Annotated in this window: 13 protein-coding genes, 1 pseudogene and 1 riboswitch; of the genes and pseudogenes, 6 read left to right on the top strand and 8 right to left on the bottom strand. The window is 41.8% G+C overall.

What is annotated here, in order from left to right:
• Positions 1-44: 44 nt before the first annotated feature.
• Together C2M25_RS09735 and C2M25_RS09730 are read left to right on the top strand one after the other, a co-directional pair.
• Entirely contained in the window at positions 45-1,421 is a 1,377-nt protein-coding gene (locus C2M25_RS09735; protein WP_105181012.1) for a sigma-54-dependent transcriptional regulator, read from the top strand.
• Positions 1,422-2,702: a sensor histidine kinase gene (locus C2M25_RS09730; RefSeq protein WP_105181011.1), complete on the top strand. Its 1,281-nt coding sequence runs from the start codon at positions 1,422-1,424 to the stop codon at positions 2,700-2,702. It begins immediately after the preceding gene.
• Between the two features lies 1 nt (position 2,703).
• On the opposite strand, the gene C2M25_RS09725 is transcribed toward C2M25_RS09730, so the two are convergent.
• Positions 2,704-3,228: a DUF2569 domain-containing protein gene (locus tag C2M25_RS09725; RefSeq protein WP_105181010.1), complete on the bottom strand. Its 525-nt coding sequence runs from the start codon at positions 3,226-3,228 to the stop codon at positions 2,704-2,706.
• 206 nt (positions 3,229-3,434) lie between these two features.
• Between C2M25_RS09725 and C2M25_RS09720 the strand changes: the two genes are divergently transcribed.
• Positions 3,435-6,407, top strand: coding sequence for a DUF3857 domain-containing transglutaminase family protein (locus C2M25_RS09720; protein ID WP_105181009.1), 2,973 nt, complete (start codon positions 3,435-3,437; stop codon positions 6,405-6,407).
• Here C2M25_RS09720 and C2M25_RS09715 read toward each other — a convergent pair.
• Positions 6,404-9,853, bottom strand: a complete 3,450-nt coding sequence (locus C2M25_RS09715) for a PAS domain-containing hybrid sensor histidine kinase/response regulator (protein WP_105181008.1) — start codon at positions 9,851-9,853, stop codon at positions 6,404-6,406. The genes C2M25_RS09720 and C2M25_RS09715 overlap by 4 nt on opposite strands.
• Positions 9,854-10,586: 733 nt before the next feature.
• Positions 10,587-11,531: a ribosome biogenesis GTPase YlqF gene (gene ylqF / locus C2M25_RS09710; RefSeq protein WP_054562949.1), complete on the bottom strand. Its 945-nt coding sequence runs from the start codon at positions 11,529-11,531 to the stop codon at positions 10,587-10,589.
• Positions 11,532-11,622: 91 nt separating this feature from the next.
• Here ylqF and C2M25_RS09705 point away from each other — a divergent pair, with 91 nt between their 5' ends.
• Together C2M25_RS09705 and C2M25_RS09700 are read left to right on the top strand one after the other, a co-directional pair.
• Positions 11,623-12,159, top strand: coding sequence for a YaeQ family protein (locus C2M25_RS09705; RefSeq protein WP_054552313.1), 537 nt, complete (start codon positions 11,623-11,625; stop codon positions 12,157-12,159).
• 8 nt (positions 12,160-12,167) lie between these two features.
• Complete coding sequence (locus C2M25_RS09700) at positions 12,168-12,773, top strand: PGAP1-like alpha/beta domain-containing protein (protein ID WP_105181007.1); 606 nt, start codon at positions 12,168-12,170, stop codon at positions 12,771-12,773.
• A gap of 4 nt (positions 12,774-12,777) precedes the next feature.
• Here C2M25_RS09700 and C2M25_RS09695 read toward each other — a convergent pair whose 3' ends face one another.
• Complete coding sequence (locus tag C2M25_RS09695) at positions 12,778-12,987, bottom strand: hypothetical protein (RefSeq protein WP_063700926.1); 210 nt, start codon at positions 12,985-12,987, stop codon at positions 12,778-12,780.
• A 366-nt stretch (positions 12,988-13,353) separates the two neighbouring features.
• On the opposite strand from C2M25_RS09695, the gene C2M25_RS09690 reads away from it, so the two are divergent.
• Positions 13,354-13,827, top strand: coding sequence for a Dps family protein (locus C2M25_RS09690; RefSeq protein WP_063700924.1), 474 nt, complete (start codon positions 13,354-13,356; stop codon positions 13,825-13,827).
• A gap of 49 nt (positions 13,828-13,876) precedes the next feature.
• Here the strand turns inward: C2M25_RS09690 and C2M25_RS09685 are convergent, their stop codons facing one another.
• The 4 genes and pseudogenes from C2M25_RS09685 to C2M25_RS09670 form a co-directional block, all read right to left on the bottom strand.
• Positions 13,877-14,278, bottom strand: a complete 402-nt coding sequence (locus C2M25_RS09685) for a hypothetical protein (protein ID WP_063700922.1) — start codon at positions 14,276-14,278, stop codon at positions 13,877-13,879.
• Between the two features lie 66 nt (positions 14,279-14,344).
• Complete coding sequence (locus C2M25_RS09680) at positions 14,345-16,423, bottom strand: S9 family peptidase (RefSeq protein ID WP_105181006.1); 2,079 nt, start codon at positions 16,421-16,423, stop codon at positions 14,345-14,347.
• 275 nt (positions 16,424-16,698) lie between these two features.
• Complete coding sequence (locus tag C2M25_RS09675; protein WP_105173883.1) at positions 16,699-17,268, bottom strand: chitin-binding protein; 570 nt, start codon at positions 17,266-17,268, stop codon at positions 16,699-16,701.
• A gap of 107 nt (positions 17,269-17,375) precedes the next feature.
• Positions 17,376-17,459, bottom strand: a riboswitch (cyclic di-GMP riboswitch).
• A 135-nt stretch (positions 17,460-17,594) separates the two neighbouring features.
• Positions 17,595-20,731: pseudogene (locus C2M25_RS09670) on the bottom strand (efflux RND transporter permease subunit).
• Positions 20,732-20,740 lie beyond the last annotated feature (9 nt).

Here is a 20,740-nt window from a genome sequence, read left to right as displayed (position 1 = left end):
TAGTTTTAGCTTAAGCTGCCTCAACAGGATAATAAAAAAACATCATGGACAAAATCTTAGTCATAGACGATCAAGCTGATGTACGTCTGGCTGCTACTGTTGCATTACAACAATTGGGCTTACATTGCCTTGAGGCCGAAGGCCCTGAACATGCCCTTGAGTTATTAAAATCAGAGCATATTAGCCTGATTTTGCTCGATATGAACTACAAGCTCGACACCACATCAGGTGACGAAGGGTTACGCTTTTTAAAGCAACTAAATCAATTAGGTTCGACCATACCTGTCATTGTCATGACCGCATGGGCCAGCATTGATGTTGCTGTTAAAGCCATGCAATTAGGGGCTGTCGACTTTGTTGAAAAGCCATGGAATAACTTACGCTTAACCGCCGTTGTGCAACAACAACTCAAGCTCAAGCAAAGTAATCACGACAATGCCTGTTTAAAGGCGCTTACCAGTGACACACAGGCCCACTACATAGCCCACTCAGAAATCATGCAACTGTTGCTTGCCAAAGCTGAGCGCGCAGCAAAAACCGATGCCAGTATTTTAATTACCGGCGAAAATGGCACTGGCAAAAGCTTATTGGCACATTATATTCATCAGCATTCACTCAGAGCTGATAAACGCTATGTAAGCGTGAATGTTGGCGCCATTGCGCCAACGCTATTCGAAAGTGAATTATTTGGCCATAAGAAAGGCGCTTTCACTGATGCCAAAGAAGACCGCTTAGGACGGTTTGAAATTGCCGAAGGCGGTACCTTATTTTTAGATGAAATTGCAACGTTAAGCCTTGAGCTACAAAGTAAAATGCTGCGTGTGCTAGAAAGCAAAGAATTCGAAGTGCTCGGCTCAAGCCAAACCAAAACCGCCGATGTTCGCATTATTTCTGCTACCAATAGTGAATTAGCTACGGCCATTGAGCAGGGTGAATTCCGCCGTGACTTATTATTTAGACTCAATACTATTGAACTGCACATTCCACCGCTTCGCGACAGAAAAGACGACATCACTCCCTTAGCTGAACACTTGTTGTTAGTGCATGGTAAAAAATACCAACGAGCGAATATGGCGCTCAGTGTTGATGCTCTACAGGCGCTAAAAAATTACAGCTGGCCTGGTAATATTCGTGAGCTAAGTCACTGCATTGAACGCGCGGTGATCATGAGCGATAACAACAATATTCAAGCCAATGACCTCATTTTAGATCAACCAAGTTGCGAGCAACCAAATAGCAATGCCGAACAAGCTTTGCCACTATTGCCCCTTGAAGAGCTTGAAAAACAGATGATTCAAAAAGCGCTGCTGCAATTTAATGGCAATGTTATCGCCGCAGGAGAGTTTTTAGGATTAAGCAAATCGGCGATTTATCGTCGCATTGATAAACATCAGCTCGATTTAAAAGAAGTAGAACGCTAAATGAGTAGCAAGTTGTCGTTAGAGCAGCGTATTCGACGCTATTTTTATATGGTTGTAGCGGTGCTATTAACGCTTGGTATTGCCCTTTCGCTCAGCTTAAAACTAGATTGGTTTGCCAGTATCAGCCTGTTATTGCCGTTTATTGGGATAAGCGCTTTTGCTTTAATTAAAAGCTACCGTGCGATCACCGATGTGGTTGAACGCTTTGGTCTGCAACTAGATGCACTGGCAAATGACGAAAGTAATAGTTGGCATTTAGCGTCTTACCAAAGTGGACGAGTTGCAGCGCTAAAGCAAGATTTTGCCAAGCTCAGCAATAAAATAGCCAAGAACAAACGCCATTATATGCAAACTGAAGAGTTTGTTTTTGAGTTTGCCAGCATGCTGGACTTACCCATCGTCATACTAGACCCCCATGGCTTGATTTACTTTAGTAATAAGGCATTTTTAAACAGTATTAGCCATCGCCAGATTGAAGGTAAATCGGCCAGCGACTTAGGCATTGTCCTGCATGATGGCGAATGGCAACAAAACAGTGACTCACAGTTTAAACAACGCTTTCAAATCTCATCGCAGACTTTTTGGCGGACCGGCAGAAACTTTGAATTACTAACCTTCTTTTCAATTGAGCAACAGCTTCGCGATAACGAACAACTTGTATGGCAACGTTTAATTCGAGTGTTGAATCATGAAGTACGTAACTCACTCACGCCGATTTATTCAATGAGTCAATCATTGCAAACCCTTAAGCGCCAAGGACAAATTAGCAGTCACGATGATCTCGCCCAAGATATGTTGCAAGTTATAGAAAAACGCGCTCAACACTTGCTTGATTTTGTAGCCAGTTACAGTGCGTTTGCCAAGCTACCACCCGCACAAAAACAAGCAATCAGTAGCGAGCAATTAAACACACGTTTAAGTGCTATATTTCCTGAACTAGTGATAAATAGCAGCGAAGAGTTACATATTAATGCCGACTTCGGCCAGCTAGAGCAAGCATTAATAAACCTGATAAAAAATGCCTTTGAAGCTGGTAGCAATTCTGCCCCTAGCCTCACTTGGTCAAGACAAGGTGATAACTTAAATATTGCAATTAGCGACCAAGGTTGTGGTATTCAAAACCCCGATAACTTGTTCGTACCATTTTACTCAACCAAGGCAAATGGCACAGGTATAGGACTTGTGATCACCCGAGAACTTGTGCGCAACCAAGGCTTTGAGTTATCAATAAACTCAAAACCCCAGCAAGGCACAGAAGCTACAATTACGGTGCCCAGCTAACTTATTTTACAAATGTGGCTTTCACACGCTTAGATAACAGCATGTAAGGTCCCCAGATCACAGCTTGAATAAGCCCTCTGAAAATCATCGTTTTCATTTCATCGTCGAACACGTCGACATCAGGCACAATTAAACTAACCGCATAGGCATCGAGAGCAATAAACGCTAATCCACCAAATAATATCGCTAAGTACCAACTTACAAATGCTTTCTTATGCTTAAAAAACAACACAATTAAATAAAGCGAAGCTAAAAATAGTGCTGCATTAAACACCATTTCAATGATCAGTAAAGGCTCCCAAAGTGGATGATACATATCACCAAATTGCGATGTTAAGCGTTGCCACATCTCGGTCGTGAAAATGGCTTTAAAGGTATTTATTGATTCGATAAATACTCTAAAAGGGCTGAGTACCACACCTATCGCCACAAGAATAAGCCAACCTTTTATGCCAACTAAGTCATCATTTTCGGGGCTTTTAGCTTCTGGTGTTTCGATTTGATTTTGTTGTTTTGCTTCTTCCATGAGTCGTCCTTATTATTTTTATTTCTTCTACTATACGCTTATTTTCACTTTTGGATAAACCTAAAGAAAAACAAAACTTCAGTGCCATTTCCTAGTTATTTATATTAACTAAATTAAAAAAGTCACTAAATAGTGAATATTATTTGGCTCAAGCCGCGAAATTCAGTAATTTGTCATATAAAACTAAACGTAATTAGAAAATAACAATGAAATGGATGCACTTACAACTTAAGCTACTGGCTGTTTTTTTATTCTTTGTGAGCTGCATTGCAGCCGCTGAAGAGTATCAGGTTGCGCCCGCAGCTAACTGGGTAAAACACCATGAGTTACTTACCCCTGAGATTCCTCGAGACCAAATACGAGACGGGACTTTCTACCTGATGCTCGACACTCAGCTTCAGGTATCTGAGCAAGCCCCACAGCAACGCTTTAATCGTACTGTAATGCAGGCGGTCAATCAGTCTGGGGTTGATTATATTAGCCAGCTGAATATTGATTTTGACCCAAATTATCAATCTCTTACGCTCAATAGTTTAGGCATCATTCGTGACGGCCAATATATAGATAAACTAAATAGTGCCGAGCTACAGGTGTTACAACGCGAGACTGACTTAGCAAGTCGTATATACAACGGCACCTTAAGCCTAAATGTCATTATTGATGATATGCGGGTAATGGATATTTTAGATTACAGCTATACGGTTTCGGGGAGTAATCCGGTTTATCAACACTTCAGCACCATGCGCACACTAAACTGGTCGGTGCCGATAGTGCAGCAATTTATGCGGGTAAAGTGGCAAAAGCCTACGCCCTTATATATCAACTTTATGAATGGCGAGTCACCAGTTACTAAAACCAAGCTCGATACAGGTTTTGACTACCAAATTAGCCAACACAATGAGCCGACCATTCGCTCCGCAAGCGAAGTACCGCATTGGTATTCACCTTACAAGGAAGTGTATTTCTCTGAAGTAAATAATTGGCAAGAGGTGATCAATTGGTCGTTACCTTTGTACCAATCTGCCATCGAAGTAAGCCCTGCTATTGAAACAATTGCCCGTCAAATTAAGTTTCAACATACCGATTTAGAGTCTCAAATTGTTGCAGCCCTGCGCTTTAGCCAAGACGAAGTACGTTATTTAGGCCTAGAAATGGGCACTAACTCGCACCAGCCTACTCCTGCATCAGAAACCTTGGCACTGCGCTATGGCGACTGTAAAGACAAAACCGTCTTGCTCATTTCTTTACTTAAAGCGCTCGGCGTAGAGGCTCATCCAGCTTTAGTTAACACCGAAGACAGAAAACGTACTGCCAGCTTACCGGTCTCTCCTAGCTTGTTTGACCATGTGATTGTCACCTTAGAGCACCAAGGTAAACGCTATTGGCTTGATCCGACCATTTCGTACCAGCGCGGCGATTTAGCACATTTAGCTCAACCGAACTACGATGTAGCGTTAATCATAAAGCAAGGTGAAACAGGCTTTACTGATATGTTCACAGAGCCTGCCCTAAAACGCATACAGGTTTTTGATAGTTATCAGATCCCAGAAGGTATTGATGAGCCAGTTAGTTTCTCAACTCAATATAAATATGGCGACTTTGAAGCAATTAGCCGCCGCAGTTCAATCGCTGAAAACAGCTTAAAAAGCATAGAAGATGATTACCGCGAATATTATCAAGATACCTACAAGGGCTTAAAGACAGTCAAACCTATGCTGGTTGAATCTCCAGAAGACACCGGTCAGCTAATTACCAATGAGCACTATACTATTGATAACTTTTGGCGACCTAAGGGTAATGATTTTCAAAACGACTTTTACGCCAGTGAAATTCAAAACTCAGTTTATAAGCCGGAACAGCGAGAACGTAACAATGCACCAATGTGGTTTCGTTACCCAAATAATATCGAAACAACCATAAAGGTTACGTTTACGGATACTAATTGGCAGTTTAATGATGAGCAGGTCACAGTCGACAACCCATTTTTTCATCTCGAAAAACGCGTGACATTTAAAGACTCGGTGTTGACCTTATACTTTGATTACAGTGCTAAGCAGGATCATATTCCAGCCGATCAAATAGACCTTTATCTAAGCGAGCGTAAAAAACTCAATAACGCGACCCATTACGGCATCATTAAATACGGCACAAATAGCGCCAAAACCACACCAGCGGATGACGAAACCAACTGGTATAGCGTTTTTATTTTAAGTTACTTGGCGGCAATCATCTTTTTCATCGCGGCTTGGCGTATAGAAGCAAGTAACCGCCCAGTTTTTGCTGAGCAACAGTTCTACCCTGTCAGTAACAGTAAGTTTGTTATTTATAGCTTATTAAGCTTAGGAATATTCATTAACTACTGGAGCTATCGCAACTGGAAAGCGATAAAAGAGCAACAACAAAGCCATATTATGCCGATTGCCCGAGGGATATTTGCACCACTGTTTTTTATTCCGTTGTTACTTGAGCTTTGCAAGCACAGCGAGCAAACCTTTGGTAAAAATAAGATCATGCCCGTTGCGGTTGGGTTCGTGTTATGGCTGGCGATTATCATTTCTGAAGTCGTAAGCTATAACTGGGAATATGGTACTTGGCTGTTTTTAGTTACACCTATTCTATGGTTGCCACTGGTTAATTACATTCAAAACCTCAAGCAACCCGAACAGGCTCTTGAGTACCACTCTCAGTGGCGAGCGAGGCAGGTTATCATTTCGATATTCATGCTGCCTTGGTTATTTTATGGCTTAATTTATGAGCTATATTTGTTGCCAAGTTCAGCCATAGTAACCGGTGACAAGCTTTGGTCTTATCAAGTTAACTTTTTAAAAAGAAAAGAAATTATTCCTGCCAACGAGAGTGTACATTATTTTTATAGTGACGCATTTATCGATTTTAAAACTGATGGAAACGGCATCACAGAAAACACTATTTTTAGTTACTGGAAAAATGAGCAAGGTGTGCTCGAAAAAGATCAGCGCCGCTTTAGTGACATTAAAGAGCTCAACGTTGATTATGCTAAAAGCGCCCTACTCACAACCACGCTCACGGTCATTGACCACAATGGTGATGAAATGATGTTATTTCTGAGCCATGAAGATGACTTAGATAAGAAGTTTGTCGCTGAGGTAGAGCGCTTAATTAAAGCCAATACCCCAGCAACTGAGCAAAACGCAGATTAAGTCAGTCGCTTAATCATGCGTTTTAAGGCGGGCGCTTTCAGAGGCTTATAAAGCAATGGATAGCCCGCATCGAGCACTAACTCGCGTATGCCTTCATCATGATTCGCAGTATTAACGATGGCTGGTAAGCGTGTTAGTGCCGCTTGCTCAATCACTTCAAGTCCCGTTACCCCATCATCAAGCTGATAATCAATAATCAACAATTGCGGCAGGGCTTGGCTTGCCTTTAACTCCTCAAGCTCCACTAAGTTTGTGGCTGTTGAGATTTCACAGCCCCAATTTTCGAGTAGCTGCTTTAGTGCCTCTAACACATTGCGGTCATTATCAAGCAACCAAATACGCAATTGCCCCAGCTCGGTTTCTTGTGATGCCTCAGCGCCTTTCGCTTGCGCTGGCGCAGTACTCACTCTACAAGGTAGAGTTAGGGTAAATTGCGTGCCTTTACCAAGCTCAGACCCCATCACTAGCGGAATTTTAAGTAAGTCACATATACGTTTAGTGATTGCCAACCCTAAGCCTAACCCCTCGGCGCTTGGCTTTGCACCAAGCTGTTTAAACTCTTGGAAAATAGTTTGTTGATCGCTCGATGCAATACCAATCCCTGTGTCTTCAACAATAAAGGATACATGGTCATCGTCGTACTGCATTTTTAAGCGCACTTCACCTTGCTCGGTATAACGAATCGCATTACTCAAAAGGTTACGCAGCACTCTTCGCAGCAGCGCTTTGTCGGTATGCAGGCGCACATCACAAGTTTCAATAATAAACTTTAAGCCTTTTTCACGGGCAAGGGCTTCGTAGTCATTACGCAGTGGCTCAACCAACGAGCTGGCAGCAAACTCGCTCATTTGTACTTTAAACGAGCCTGAATCGAGCTTGGTTAACTCTAAAATACTCGATAACAACTCTTCGGCGCTGCCTAATGAATTCTTTATATTCATCGCCAGCTCTTTAAGTTCGGTGTCTTGGGCTTTTTCATTCATTAAAGAACAAAACAAACTCGCAGCATTGAAAGGTTGCAGTAAATCATGGCTGGCAGCGGCAAAAAAGCGCGTTTTACTGACCGTTGCTTGTTCCGCCACTTGCTTTGCCATCGACAACTCTTGGTTTGCTTGAGTCAATGCCAAGGTGCGGGCTGCGACTTTTTCTTCAAGGCTAACATTTGCTTCGGTTAACGCTTTTTGTTGTTTTACGAACTCGGTGATGTCGGTATAGGTTGTTACAAAGCCACCACCGGGCAGTGGGTTACCTTGCATTTCAAACACCCGGCCATCATTGTGCGAGCGCTGGTATTTATAAGCGCTGCCTTGGCGTAAATAGGCTAAGCGTTTTTCAACTTCGCTGGTCATGCTCTCGCCGCTAAATAAGCCACGCTCGGCATTAAAACGAATAATGTCGGCAACCGGGCGGCCTATGTAAAGCGCATCATCTGGGTAGGCGAACATGTTTTTGTAGCCTTGGTTCCAAGCTACCAAGCGCAGCTCACTATCAACTACACTGATCCCTTGTTGAATGTTTTCGATTGTTGATTGCAGTAAATCACGATTAAATTTAAGTACTTGGCTTGCTTCATCAACAAACTCGGCAACCTGCTCTAGAGGCTGGCGCTGCTCATTTTTGGCCACATCTAAAATAAGCCGTGCCGATGCGCCGCCGATCACCGCAGACATCTCGCGCTCAACTAATAGTTCTAACTCAACATTGGCAGGACGTTTCCACTTACTTTTATCATCAGGAAAGTAATGATTTACCAACGACTGCGCCGCTTCTTTTTCGGCAAATCGTTGCATTAGTGCACCTAGGTCATGGTAACTCAAAGGCTGTAGATGATTACTCACTCGAGAATCACTAAGCTGCGACACAAACTTATTGCTCTGCAAGCGTTCAGCTAAGGTTGCTCGACTAAATAACGGTACTAAGAAATACACTAAACAGTTCGCACCTAGCGATAGCAATAAAGCTTGGCTAATGCTTTCCATGCCTAGTGAGAATAAGTCGGTTGGCGCTAACCAGCTTATTCCCCACGGTCCATTCACAAGCCATAAGCTATCGCTTCCTAAACCTCCGGCGATATTCGGTAGTAAAAGTGTGTATCCCCAAATAATAAAGCCGCTTAAAATCCCCAATTGCGCACCGCGACACGATGCTTGTCGCCACCATAAACCTATGATCATGGCAGGCGAAAATTGCGCGACTAAGGTAAACGACATCAACCCCACATTGGCAAGGGTTGTACTTTCGCCCAGCACTCGGTGAGTGAAGTAACTAAGCAATAGAATCAATACGATAACGATTTTACGCGCATGTAATAGGTTATTTTTATCAAGCCCGCGACTACTCGATGTAAGTTGCGAGCGGCGTAAAATAAATTGGTTAATAAAGTCATTAGTGATCATCACTGAAAGCACAATTGATGACACAATCACCATACTGGTTGCCGCTGAAAAGCCACCTAAAAAGGCTAATAACGCCACAAAAGCATCATCAGCCGCCATGGGTAAAGCCAATACAAAGGTGTCGTAGCCGACTTCTTGACCTTGAAAGTAAATTAATCCGGCGTATGCAATCGGTAGAATAAATAAGTTAATAAGTAAGAGGTAAATCGGAAATAGCCAACGCGCCGAGGCCAGCTCTTTATCGTTATTTTTTTCGATAAAGCTCATGTGGAATTGTCTTGGCAAACATAAGGTCGCCAAAATACCAAGCAAAGTATGAGCAACATACACATAGGTTGGACTTTGTGTGGCAGCCACTTGCTGATCAATATTTAGGTCATGCGCTTTTTCAAACAGAGCCACTGGGCTGTCGAATAGAGCAAAGCACACATACAAACCCACCGCTAAAAACGCCAATAATTTAACCACAGATTCAAAGGCAATACTGGCTATCAAACCTGGATTATGTTCGCTGGGCTTTAACCGCCTCGCGCCGAATAAAATAGCAAACAGTGCCAATACAATCGTGATGTAAAAAGTACTATCGGCCCATACTTCATGGCTTTGTGTGGCTGCGCGGTCGGTAAGTAAGTTGATACTTTGTGCAGTTGCACTTAGCTGTAAAGAGATATAGGGCACAATGGCAATCACTGAAATCAATGAAATGAGCCCAGACAAACTCGACGATTGACCATATCGGGTCGCAATAAAATCTGCCATTGAGGTTATTTTTTGCTGCCGACAAATATGCGCTATGCGGCAATAGACTTGCCAGCCAAAAATGAATAGCAAAATAGTGCCAGCATAGGTCGGAGCCAACCACCAGCCGTTGTACGCAGCTTGTGCTGTGGTACCAAAAAACGCCCAAGAGGTGCAATACACCCCAAGTGATAAACCATAGGTTAAGCCTTTAAAAGGCAATACTTTTCTTTTATCAGCCCAGCCTGCAACCGCAAATAAAATTGCCAGATATACAATTGCAAGAAGGCTTATTGACCAAATTGAGAACATCGCATGTGATTATTTTAATTGTTATAGCCCCAGCATAGTTTTTATTGCACGTAATTTACAGCCTAACTTTAGTGCTAATGCATTGTATTACGGAAGTTTAAAAAACAAACACAAAGAAATGAGAATTATTTTCAATTGAGTGTTGACAGACATGTAAATCTAATTGATAATCACTATCAACAAGACAATACAGTGTTATGACTTGTTCGGAATAAACTGATTTGTTTCTCGACCCTGAAACACGTGTGGCCCACGATAAAGCTAAGATCGCCTGTTGCTAATCGCAACGCCCCTTGATATTGGCAACAGGTGATCGCCCTACTATTTTACTTGCTACATTGCTCATATCGGTGACGGTAGATATGAAACTCAAAAAGCCCTTACAGGGCTTTTTTTATGTCTAAAATTCGCACCAAACCTGCAATCAAACTAAATGAGAATTATTTTCAAAAACATATTGACAGTACCGCAAACCTAATTGATAATTAATCTCAACAAGCCAAGCGAAGTATGATGACTTGTTCAGATTGAATTTGTTTCTCCCCAGAAACGCGTGTCGCCACGTTAAAGCTTTAGCTTATATGTTACTAATCGCAACGCCCCTTGATATTGGCGACATATAAGCGACCCTACTTATTTTACTTGCTACATTGCTCATATCGGTGACGGTAGATATGAAACTAAAAAAGCCCTTGCAGGGCTTTTTTTATGTCTAAAAATTAATACATTAACTTTATCGACGGTTCTTACGTGCACGTGCACGGCGTTGTTTTTTCTCTTCTTCTTTAGCGGCTTTTTTCGCCTCTGCAGCAGCGCGAAGTTCAGCAACCATTTGCTCTTCTTCTTCACGCATAGCCGGTGTTTCCATGGTAATACGACCAATAATGCCATCGCGTAATTCGTTGATAAGAATTTCAGACATTTTGTAAGTATCAATTTGATTACCACCGCGGATACAACCACGCTTTTTACCTGCCATTTCAACAAACTCCCAGTCAGACTCTGGTAGCTCATCAATTTTATAGCGGCTTTTTAAAAGTTCTGGGTATGCTTGCAATAAATATTCAGCGGTGTAACTTGCCACTTCTTCGTAGTCGATAGCGGTATCACGAATAGCGCCAGTTGCCCCTAAACGATAACCAGAGTTTTCGTTCTCTACTTTAGGCCATAACATACCCGGCGTGTCGTAAAGCATAATGCCATCGTCAAGCTTAATACGTTGCTGCGCTTTTGTTACCGCAGGTTCATTACCTGTTTTCGCTACGATACGGCCGGCTAAGGTATTAATAAGTGTTGATTTACCAACATTTGGAATACCCATGATCATGGCTTTAATTTGTTTATCAGCGCCTACTTTATGCGGTACTAATTTTTTACAAAGCTCATTAATACGGTGCACTTCACCTGCTTTATCATTACCAAAATCAATCGCTTTTACGCCACTTTGCTGCTCAAAGTAGTCTTTCCAAGCTTGCGTTAACTTAGGATCAGCCAAGTCCGCCTTGTTCATGATTTTGATCACCGGCTTGTCGCCACGCAACGCAGTAACCATTGGGTTTTCACTACTATAAGGAATACGGGCATCAAGTACCTCAATGATCACATCCATCTGTGGCATGATTTCTTTAATTTCGTTTCGGGCTTTGTTCATGTGACCCGGGAACCACTGGATGGCCATTTTTAACTCCTACAAGATAATTTCACGGTATTTTAACTGGCTCGGCAACGAATTGCGCTATAATGACGCAAATTTTTTCAAGTAAGCAGTTATGGCTCTTAAATCAACCATTATTAAAGCGCAATTATCGTTAAGCGATATGGACCGCCACATTTATCAAGATTTCAATTTAACACTGGCACAACACCCATCAGAAACCGAGCAACGTTTAATGATCCGCTTGTTGGCTTTTGCACTAAATGCTCGTGAAGGCTTAGAGTTTACAAAGGGTTTATGCGCAGATGATGAGCCTGAGCTTTGGCACATTAACTATAGCGAAGAAATTGAATTATGGGTTGAGCTTGGCCTACCAGACGAAAAACGTCTGAAAAAAGCCTGTAATAAGTCGAAGCAAGTTGTTTTATATACCTACGGCGAAAATAACCAAGCGATTTGGTGGCAAAAACATCAACCTAAGTTGTATGATTTTAAAAACTTGAGTATTTTTAGTCTCGATTATGCCGCGACTCAGGCTTTAGCCGACTTAGCTGATCGCAATATCAAACTCACGATTACCATTCAAGATGGTGAAGTATGGGTTAGCTCAGACACAGCAAATATCGAAATTAAACCGCAACAGTTAATGTAAGGAATGCGATGGCAATTAGGCAAGTTGTAGTATTACACGGACTTTATATGTCGGGCTTTGTGATGCGCCCGCTGTGTTCACGCCTTGAAAAGTCAGGTCTAAAAATACTCAATTTGACCTATAACACGCTCTCTCCCGATAGAGCGGCGATTTTCGATAAGATTGATCGCTTTATCGGTGGCAAACCTACCGCCTTAGTTTGCCACTCTATGGGCGGCTTAGTGGCTCGCGCTTACTTAGAGGCCAATTCTTTTCAAAGTCGCCATGTCGAAAAGGTGATCACCTTAGGCACCCCGCATAAAGGCAGTCATATTGCTAAGCAAATGCAGCAAAAAGGCTTTGATATGCTGTTAAAAAACAGCGTAGAGTTTTTATTGCCTGAGAATGGTGATTGGCCATTTAATGCCAAGCTGTATAGTATTGCTGGTGATTTACCAATTGGGCTAATGCCGCTGATTGCTAAAGGCAGTGTCTCTGATGGAACAGTTTTGATTGATGAAACCAAACTCAATGGCATGGCAGAACATAAGGTGTTTCATTTGAGTCACACCAGTATGATCTACTCACGCCAAGTGATGGATTACATTATTAAGCTTATAAATCAAAGTGAGTGATACTTTAATCTTCAGCACTTGCAGCCACTTTATATGAGATTAAAACAATGATCCCTAGAATAAGTGGTACGGGTGCAGCAATATAGCCAAAGGTGTCAAAGTTTGCGAAGCTAGCACCTGCTAAATGCCCAACTAAACCAATAACAAATGTAAGTAACGCAATCACTACAACAACTAATTCTGCTTTATTTTCTTTAACTGTTTTACCGTCCATTTTTCTTCTCCTGGTTAAATGCGGTAAAGTCATTATGCGCTTCTAGTTCGTTGCTTTTTTGACCTAAATCAAGTTCTAAATCGGCGTCGTTAGCAGCGAGTGCAAACCTTGTTTTAGATCATACTTTCTGCCTAATTTTAAAATATTCGTAAAATAAGGTAGATTTTTTGCTCAGTTGCCCCAAGTCTATATAAAAGTAATTTAATGTTATGTTGATAGTGCACAAATGGACAAAACCAACCTTTGATAGCTAAAACCTATCACAGCGTTCGAATTAAACCATTTTACAGATTAACCAAGATGGCTAATACTTAACACCAAGCACTAGCAAGTAAACAAATAACGGTTTTTTTAAGGAGCAAATCTATGTCACAGGTAAATGCAATTGGTTTAAACAGCGCAAAAAGTGAAGATATCGTAAAATCACTTAACTCTTTATTAAGCTGCTACCAAATTCAATACATGAACGCACGCGGCTTTCATTGGAACATCAAAGGTCGTAACTTTTTTGAATTACACCTTAAATTTGAAGAAATTTATAACCTACTACTTGAGAAAGTAGATGAGATTGCAGAGCGTATTTTAACGTTAGGTGGTACACCTGTGCATGCATTCTCTGAGTACATTGAAGCAAGCAAAATTAGTGAAGCTAAAAATATCACTGAAGGCACAGCGGCAGTAGAAAACCTATTAGCAGGTTACAGCACGCTTATTCAGATGCAGCGTGAAATCCTCGCACAAGCAGGTGATGCAGATGACGAAGGTACAGCATCACTTATGGGTGACTACATCAAAGAACAAGAGAAACTTGTTTGGATGCTAAAAGCCTACCTTGGTTAATATTTACAACAGATACGAAAAAGCCCTCATATGAGGGCTTTTTTATATTCTACTTTAACCACTTTCTTAAATTATCGTACTCAGGTCTTGCTTGAAAAAAGCTTTCAGCATCTGGGTGAAAGTTAATATCCATTTCGACGCCCGACCAAACTGTTTCTAATAAATTGCGAGCAATGATATTCGCTTTAATATAGTCAACGCGTTTGTAGCCCCGCGCTTTAACGGCCTGAAAGTAAACCTTTGCAATCTCAATACTATCGGCAGTTGCTAATTCAAATTGCTCTAAATTAACCACAGCATACTGAATAGAATGCTCTGGATACTTCATAATTTCTTGAGCGATTTCAATACTAAATGAAGCAACGGCTTCTTTATTAAAGCTGCCACTAATTTCCACATAAATCACTGGCGGCTCTACAAAATAGCGCCAATCACCATGGGCTTTAAACATGCTTACCCCTTTGAAATACAACTTAAGTTTACGCTTATAAAATTTATTTACTTATTTATCTAAGCCTTAATTTGGTAATAAAGCAATAAAAAAGGCCATTTCTAATGCCTTTTCCTCAAGGCTTTTAAAGCGACCCGATGCGCCACCATGGCCTGCATCCATGTCGGTTTTAAATACCAAAATGTTGTCATCGGTTTTAAACTCTCGCAGCTTTGCAACCCACTTCATTGGTTCCCAGTATTGCACTTGAGAATCATGGAATCCGGTAGTAACGAGAATATTAGGGTAAGACTGCGGCTTAATATTATCGTACGGCGAGTAAGCCTGAATCACATCATAAAATGCAGGATCATTTGGGTTACCCCATTCGTCATATTCATTTGTCGTCAGGGGGATACTCTCATCGAGCATCGTGGTTAGCACATCTAAAAATGGCACATGGCAACCAATACCTAAATAAAGCTCAGGGGCTTGGTTAACCACGGCGCCCATTAATAAACCACCAGCACTGCCACCAGACGCAAATACTTTTTCTGGGTGTGCATAGCCTTGCTCAGTAAGCGCATGCGTAACATCAATAAAATCGCTAAAGCTATTTTGCTTATATTGCTTTTTACCTTGCTCATACCAGTGACGTCCTAGCATTTCGCCACCGCGAATATGTGCAATCGCATAAACAAAACCGCGGTCTAGCAAACTTAATGAACTGCTTGAAAAGCTAGGATCGATGGTAATGCCGTACGCGCCATAGCCGTATTGCAGTACTGGGTTAGTGCCATCTTTAGTAAATTTATCAATACGATAAACCAAAGAAACGGGTACTTTCTCGCCATCTCTTGCAGTAACCATTAAACGCTCTGAGCGATAATGTTCTGGGTTAAAATCCCCTAGCACTTGCTGTTGTTTTAATAAGGTTTTGTTACCTGTTTTTAAATCAACATCATACAAAGAACCTGGCGTCGTTAAGCTTGAATAGTAAACACGCGCAGTGCTCACATTCGGCTCGGGGTTCATGGCAATTGCAGCATAATAACAAGGATCATCAAACTCTAAAGTAAGACGCTCAGCTTGCTGATTAACCACAACAAAACGTGTTTGGCCAAGTTCTCGCTCTGTGAGGATAAGGTAGTCATCAAAAATCTCGACTCCTTCTAACAATACGTTTTCGCGATGCGGTGTATGCTCCTGCCAAAGACTTTTATCAGCAATGGTGCTTTGCGTCGCCGTCATTAAGCGAAAGTTTTTTGCTTGCCAGTTAGTCACAATGTAAAAGGTATCACCTAGCTTATCGACATCGAACTCATGGCCTTCTTCGCGCGGCATTAAGGCGCTAAACTCACCTTCTGGGTTATTCGCATCCAGCACCCAAGTATCGTTTGTTTCTGTGGTCGCAAGGTCAATAATGATAAGGCTTTCATCGCGGCTTTTGCCAAGGCCCATAAAAAAGCTTTTATCTTGCTCTTCATAAACCAGTACATCATCAGCTTGCGAGGTGCCTAAAACATGGCGGTAAACCTGAAAACCCAATAAGGTTTGTAGGTCTTTTTTCACATAAAAAACGGTTTTACTGTCATTAGCCCACACCACTTGGCCTTCGGTGTTTTCTAGCACATCGCTAAACATCTCACCGCTCGCAATATTTTTAAAACGCACAGTGTAAATACGGCGCCCTTCGGTATCTTCAGAGTAAGCAAGTAGCTGCTCGTCAGGGCTAATTGCAACTTCGCCTAATTCATAAAATTCGTAGTCGCCAGCTAATTGGTTTACATCTAACAACAGGTGCTTGTCGTGCGCTTCTATTGAGCTGCTGCGATAATGGCGTGCATATTCATCGTCGCCACGTACTTCTGAGTGATACCAATACTGGCCATCTTTTACTGGTACCGTGTTGTCGTCTTTAACAATACGGTCTTTTAGCTCATTAAATAGTTGTTCGCGCAGTGGTTTTATATCGGCTAGTTGCTTATCACAATAATCGTTTTCGGCATTTAAGTGCGCTAATACATCCTCATTTTCACGCTCATCATCACGCATCCAATAATAGTGATCGGTGCGAGTCTGTTGGTGAGTCGTTAATGGATGAGGGTGTTTTTTGGCAACAGGAGGATGCGCGAGTAAAGACAAAGAATACGATTTTGATGACACAGGGAAAAACCAAAATAAAAAACGAATTGCTGGCAGTTTATCACAGAATTATACCAATCAGCTTAATTAAGTAGTCTATTTTGAGGCAATGAAACCTCGTTGATAACAAGGCAAAAATTTCGTTATTTAGTTGTTCTAAATGAGAAATTTTTAACGCAGTTAGCGACAGGTTTAATCCCTCAAAATGATTAAGTATTATTGCGGGTTGGTATTAAAAAAGCCCACTCAAATTGAGTGGGCTAAGCAATGCTAAAATAGCATTTAGGGGGAAACTGTTAATGCGATACTTGCTGCCAAGCCATAGCCCAGCTTTTTCCTACACCTGGCTCAAACAGCGGGTTGTGTGAATCTTTAACACGACAAAACTCGCTAAATGGCCACGGTTTACACATATAAATATGACCCGTTTTTGGCTGTAGTACTTTAACACCCGCACTGTAATCGCTGCATGCTTGTGGGTAGACATAGTCATAATCTTGCAGACTATCTTGCACTCGCTCTTTACATTTTGCGATGCAATTAAACGCCACTTTTACCTGCGTAATGCCCGACCCTTCAAGGGCATAAATTTGGTTTGAACGGTACGCAACTACTAAACCTTGTTCGGTCATTTTGCCCGCTTTAACCAGCGGAATATGCACGTTAATATGCTCGGCAACAGAACGTGGCCAATTATGAGGCTCACCCTGATCGGAACTGCTGATCGGGTATTCGAATGATAAATCGACTAGCTCTCCTTGCATGTCATAAAAGGTCACAATCACCCTATCACCAACAAACAGTTGGGTATGATGATTTAAGCAACCAATCGGCAACCACTTCCCAGAGGCCATTGACGTATGCATAAACAAAATATCACCCTAAGAACAACTAATAGGCATTATCTAACAACCGAACAAAATAAATACTTTTAGTTTGAGGCAAGAGATCCAAAGCACTAGATTATGTGCTTATCAGCGGCCCCGCTATCATAGTTTAAAACCTTAGACCGGAAACTTTGCGTCCTAACCTTTCAGTTAGTTTGCCAAAAACAAGACTGAGTATAATCGTGACCGAATCACAAATCAAACAAAAGAATGTAACCAAACGTCTTATATAGCAAATAGTTACTAGCAAAAACGAATGATACAAAAAAGCCAACCTTTAGGTTGGCTTTTAAACTGATGGGGTATTAATCCCTTGCTAGTTTTCTTCTGGTCGTTACTCGGTGCCCCGCACGGAATACTTTCAAGAAGATATTACCCACATCACTCATGATGATGTACAAACAAGGTACAAGTACTAGCGTGATTAGGGTTGCAAACATAACCGCAAAACCAAGTGCAACTGCCATTGGAATGACAAATTTAGCTTGTAAGCTGGTTTCGAACATAATCGGTAGTACACCAGCAAAGGTTGTAATTGAAGTCAGGGTAATTGCTCTAAAGCGTGCACAACCTGCTTCGATAACGGCTTCGCGAGTTGAAATACCTTCACGGCGCGCTTGGTTTACAAAGTCAGTCATAACTAACGAGTCGTTAATTACCACACCCGCTGCCGCAATCAAACCAAAGCCCGACATCAAGCTAATATCTAAACCAAACCAGAAGTGACCCCAAATTGCACCGGTTAAGCTAAATGGAATAACCGACATAACAATAAGAGGCTGTGAATAGCTCTTAAGCGGTACTGCAAGCAAGATATACACTAAAATCATACCGCCGATGAAGAACATGATTTGCTCATTAGCTTGCGCTTGTTGCTCTTCAATAGAACCACCTAACTCAGTTTTAACTGATGGGTATTCTTCTTTAAGTTGCGGTAACAGAGTCTCTTTAACTTGCTTAACAACTTCGCCCGGTTCAATCGCTTCTTCATCGATACTGCCGTAGATATACACAGTACGATAGCCACCTTCACGGCGAATATAACTAATACCTGGCGTTTCATTCAGCTCGACAACATCACCTAGCATGACCTCTTTACCAGCAGGTGTTGTAATAACGGCATGCTTTAATGAGGCAAACGCTTCACGTGTTAGTTTCGGATAACGAACCATGACGCGCACTTCTTCACCACGGCGAATAACACGCTGAGCTTCACCACCGTAGAAACTTGCACCTACTTGATTAGCAATATTGGCAAGGTCTAAACCTAAATCATATGCCACAGGTTTTAAGCTTAATTGCACTTCTTTGCTCGCCGGATCGATGGTCGAACTAATATCAAACAAGCCTTTTTGCTGTTGTAATAGTTGGATGAAACGACGACCTGCATCATTTAAGGTATCGATATCTGGGCCGTAAAGTAAGTAACCAAACTCACCATCCATACCACCGCCATTCACGTCATCGTAAATTTGCAGTGATTTCACACCCGGGATACTTGGCATTTGTTCACGCCAACGACGAGATAATTCAAATGCGTTATACGGACGTAACTCTTCATCGACCAGCGGTGCCAGTAGTTGTGCTTCAGTACGACCTTGGTTAAACACTAAGATATCGCGGATCAGTTTTTGGCCAAACTCACGCTCTGTCTCTTGATCGACTTTGTGTACCATGGCTTCGATTTCACGGATCGCATTAATTGTTTGCATATCCGAGGCATTTTCATTCATCTCTAAACGAATTTGCGGAAAATCATGAGGTACTTTAGGTGTTGGTACAACACGCACTTGGTTTGAAGTAATCAGACCAAAGGTCATAATTAACAAGCCAACAAACGCAAACAACACAAACCAGCGCCATTCAACACAACGCACAATAAAGCGTTTATACGGACCATTTACAAAGTTAAAGAAACGCTTGTTAAAGCGCGCTCGCCAGCTATTAGGATTAATCGGCGGGAACTTAGTATGGGCAATGTGCGCTGGCAAAATAAGTTTCGATTCAATCAAACTGAATACCAAACACAGAATTACCACCACAGCGATACCAAAGAAAAATGCGCTCTCTGGTCCACTTGATAACGTAAACGGTGCAAATACAGCAATCGTAGTTAAAACACCAAATGTTGCCGGGGTAGCAACGCGTTTTGCGCCATTCACTACGTTAACAACACCACCGCCTTTTTTCTCAATTTCGGTGTAGGCGCTCTCCCCTATGACTATGGCATCGTCGACCACGATCCCTAGTACCATAATAAAGGCAAATAACGACACAATATTAATACTGATACCAAATAATGGCATCATCATCATTGCACCTAAGAAACACACAGGTAAACCAATCATTACCCAAAGTGCTAGCTTAAAGCGCAAGAAGATAGACAACATAATGGCAACCAAGATAGCCCCTTGAAATAGGTTGGTTTTCATCATGTCTAAACGGGCATTGAGGTAGTAAGTCATGTCCATCAGTGGCACAAGACGAATACCGGCAGGTAACTCTTTATTCTTTAGTTCAATAAACGCTTTAACTGAGTCTGCAACCGGGATCATGTTTTGCTCTTTAGTTGCTTTTACAGATAAATAAACGGCATTTTCACCATTAAATTTAAAGTAGCGTTCACCTTCTGTGAATTGGTCTTTGATCACCGCGATATCGTTTAGCAGCACTTTCGCGCCATTAGCACCAATTTTTACAGGGATCTGGCGGAACTCATCACCGTTGTAATACTGGTTTTCAACACGTACGAGATAATACCTGCGTCAGTACGTAATTGGCCTGCTGAAATATTCGCAGAGTAACGACGTACCGCACTGGCCACATCACTCAAAGTCAGATTATATTGACGCAGTGAATCTGGATCGATTTCAATCGCAATCTCATCAAGTGGTACATCGTTTTGCACCAATGACACATTAGATAGTTGCAGTAACTCATTTTCGATTTGGTTCGCAACTGGCTTTAGCTCAGTCAGTGGAATATCACCGACTAAGCTCATGCCAATCACGTCTTGGCGAAACTCAACCTGACTAATCGTCACAGGCTCCATGCCTGCTGGGAACGTCGCAATACTGTCTACACGTAGCTTCACTTTATCAAGCACATCCGTGAGCTCTGCGTCTGTATTGATCTCTAAGCTTGCACGACCATTATTTCGAAACGCACGATATACACCACGTTTAATTTCAGTGACATCTTTGAGCGATTCTTCAATTTTGATCAGAATACTTTCTTCAATTTCCTGTGGCGAGGCACCCGGGTAATTGGCTTGTATCTCGATGTAATTAATTTCAATATTCGGGAACATTTGGCGTTGAATAGTGAAATAACTAATAATCCCCATGATGATGATAAACACCATCATTAAGTTAGCAGCGACCGAGTTATTGGCAAAATAGGCAATAAGGCCAGACTGTTTTTCTGTATTTGCGTCTGTCATAAGGTTACC

The sequence above is a fragment of the Pseudoalteromonas sp. T1lg21 genome (assembly GCF_002964625.1).
Lineage (GTDB): Bacteria > Pseudomonadota > Gammaproteobacteria > Enterobacterales > Alteromonadaceae > Pseudoalteromonas > Pseudoalteromonas gelatinilytica.
The sequence above is the reverse complement of the archived record's forward strand: the minus strand, read 5'-3'. Positions and strand labels throughout refer to the sequence as shown.

Bases quoted from the DNA above. Each gene is read 5' to 3' on its own strand.
- C2M25_RS09695 (WP_063700926.1), bottom strand. From the start codon at position 12,987: ATGGACGGTAAAACAGTTAAAGAAAATAAAGCAGAATTAGTTGTTGTA.
- C2M25_RS09705 (WP_054552313.1), top strand. From the start codon at position 11,623: ATGGCTCTTAAATCAACCATTATTAAAGCGCAATTATCGTTAAGCGAT.
- C2M25_RS09715 (WP_105181008.1), bottom strand. From the start codon at position 9,853: ATGTTCTCAATTTGGTCAATAAGCCTTCTTGCAATTGTATATCTGGCA.
- C2M25_RS09675 (WP_105173883.1), bottom strand. From the start codon at position 17,268: ATGCATACGTCAATGGCCTCTGGGAAGTGGTTGCCGATTGGTTGCTTA.
- ylqF (WP_054562949.1), bottom strand. From the start codon at position 11,531: ATGGCCATCCAGTGGTTCCCGGGTCACATGAACAAAGCCCGAAACGAA.
- C2M25_RS09690 (WP_063700924.1), top strand. From the start codon at position 13,354: ATGTCACAGGTAAATGCAATTGGTTTAAACAGCGCAAAAAGTGAAGAT.
- C2M25_RS09725 (WP_105181010.1), bottom strand. From the start codon at position 3,228: ATGGAAGAAGCAAAACAACAAAATCAAATCGAAACACCAGAAGCTAAA.
- C2M25_RS09720 (WP_105181009.1), top strand. From the start codon at position 3,435: ATGAAATGGATGCACTTACAACTTAAGCTACTGGCTGTTTTTTTATTC.
- C2M25_RS09735 (WP_105181012.1), top strand. From the start codon at position 45: ATGGACAAAATCTTAGTCATAGACGATCAAGCTGATGTACGTCTGGCT.
- C2M25_RS09700 (WP_105181007.1), top strand. From the start codon at position 12,168: ATGGCAATTAGGCAAGTTGTAGTATTACACGGACTTTATATGTCGGGC.
- C2M25_RS09730 (WP_105181011.1), top strand. From the start codon at position 1,422: ATGAGTAGCAAGTTGTCGTTAGAGCAGCGTATTCGACGCTATTTTTAT.
- C2M25_RS09685 (WP_063700922.1), bottom strand. From the start codon at position 14,278: ATGTTTAAAGCCCATGGTGATTGGCGCTATTTTGTAGAGCCGCCAGTG.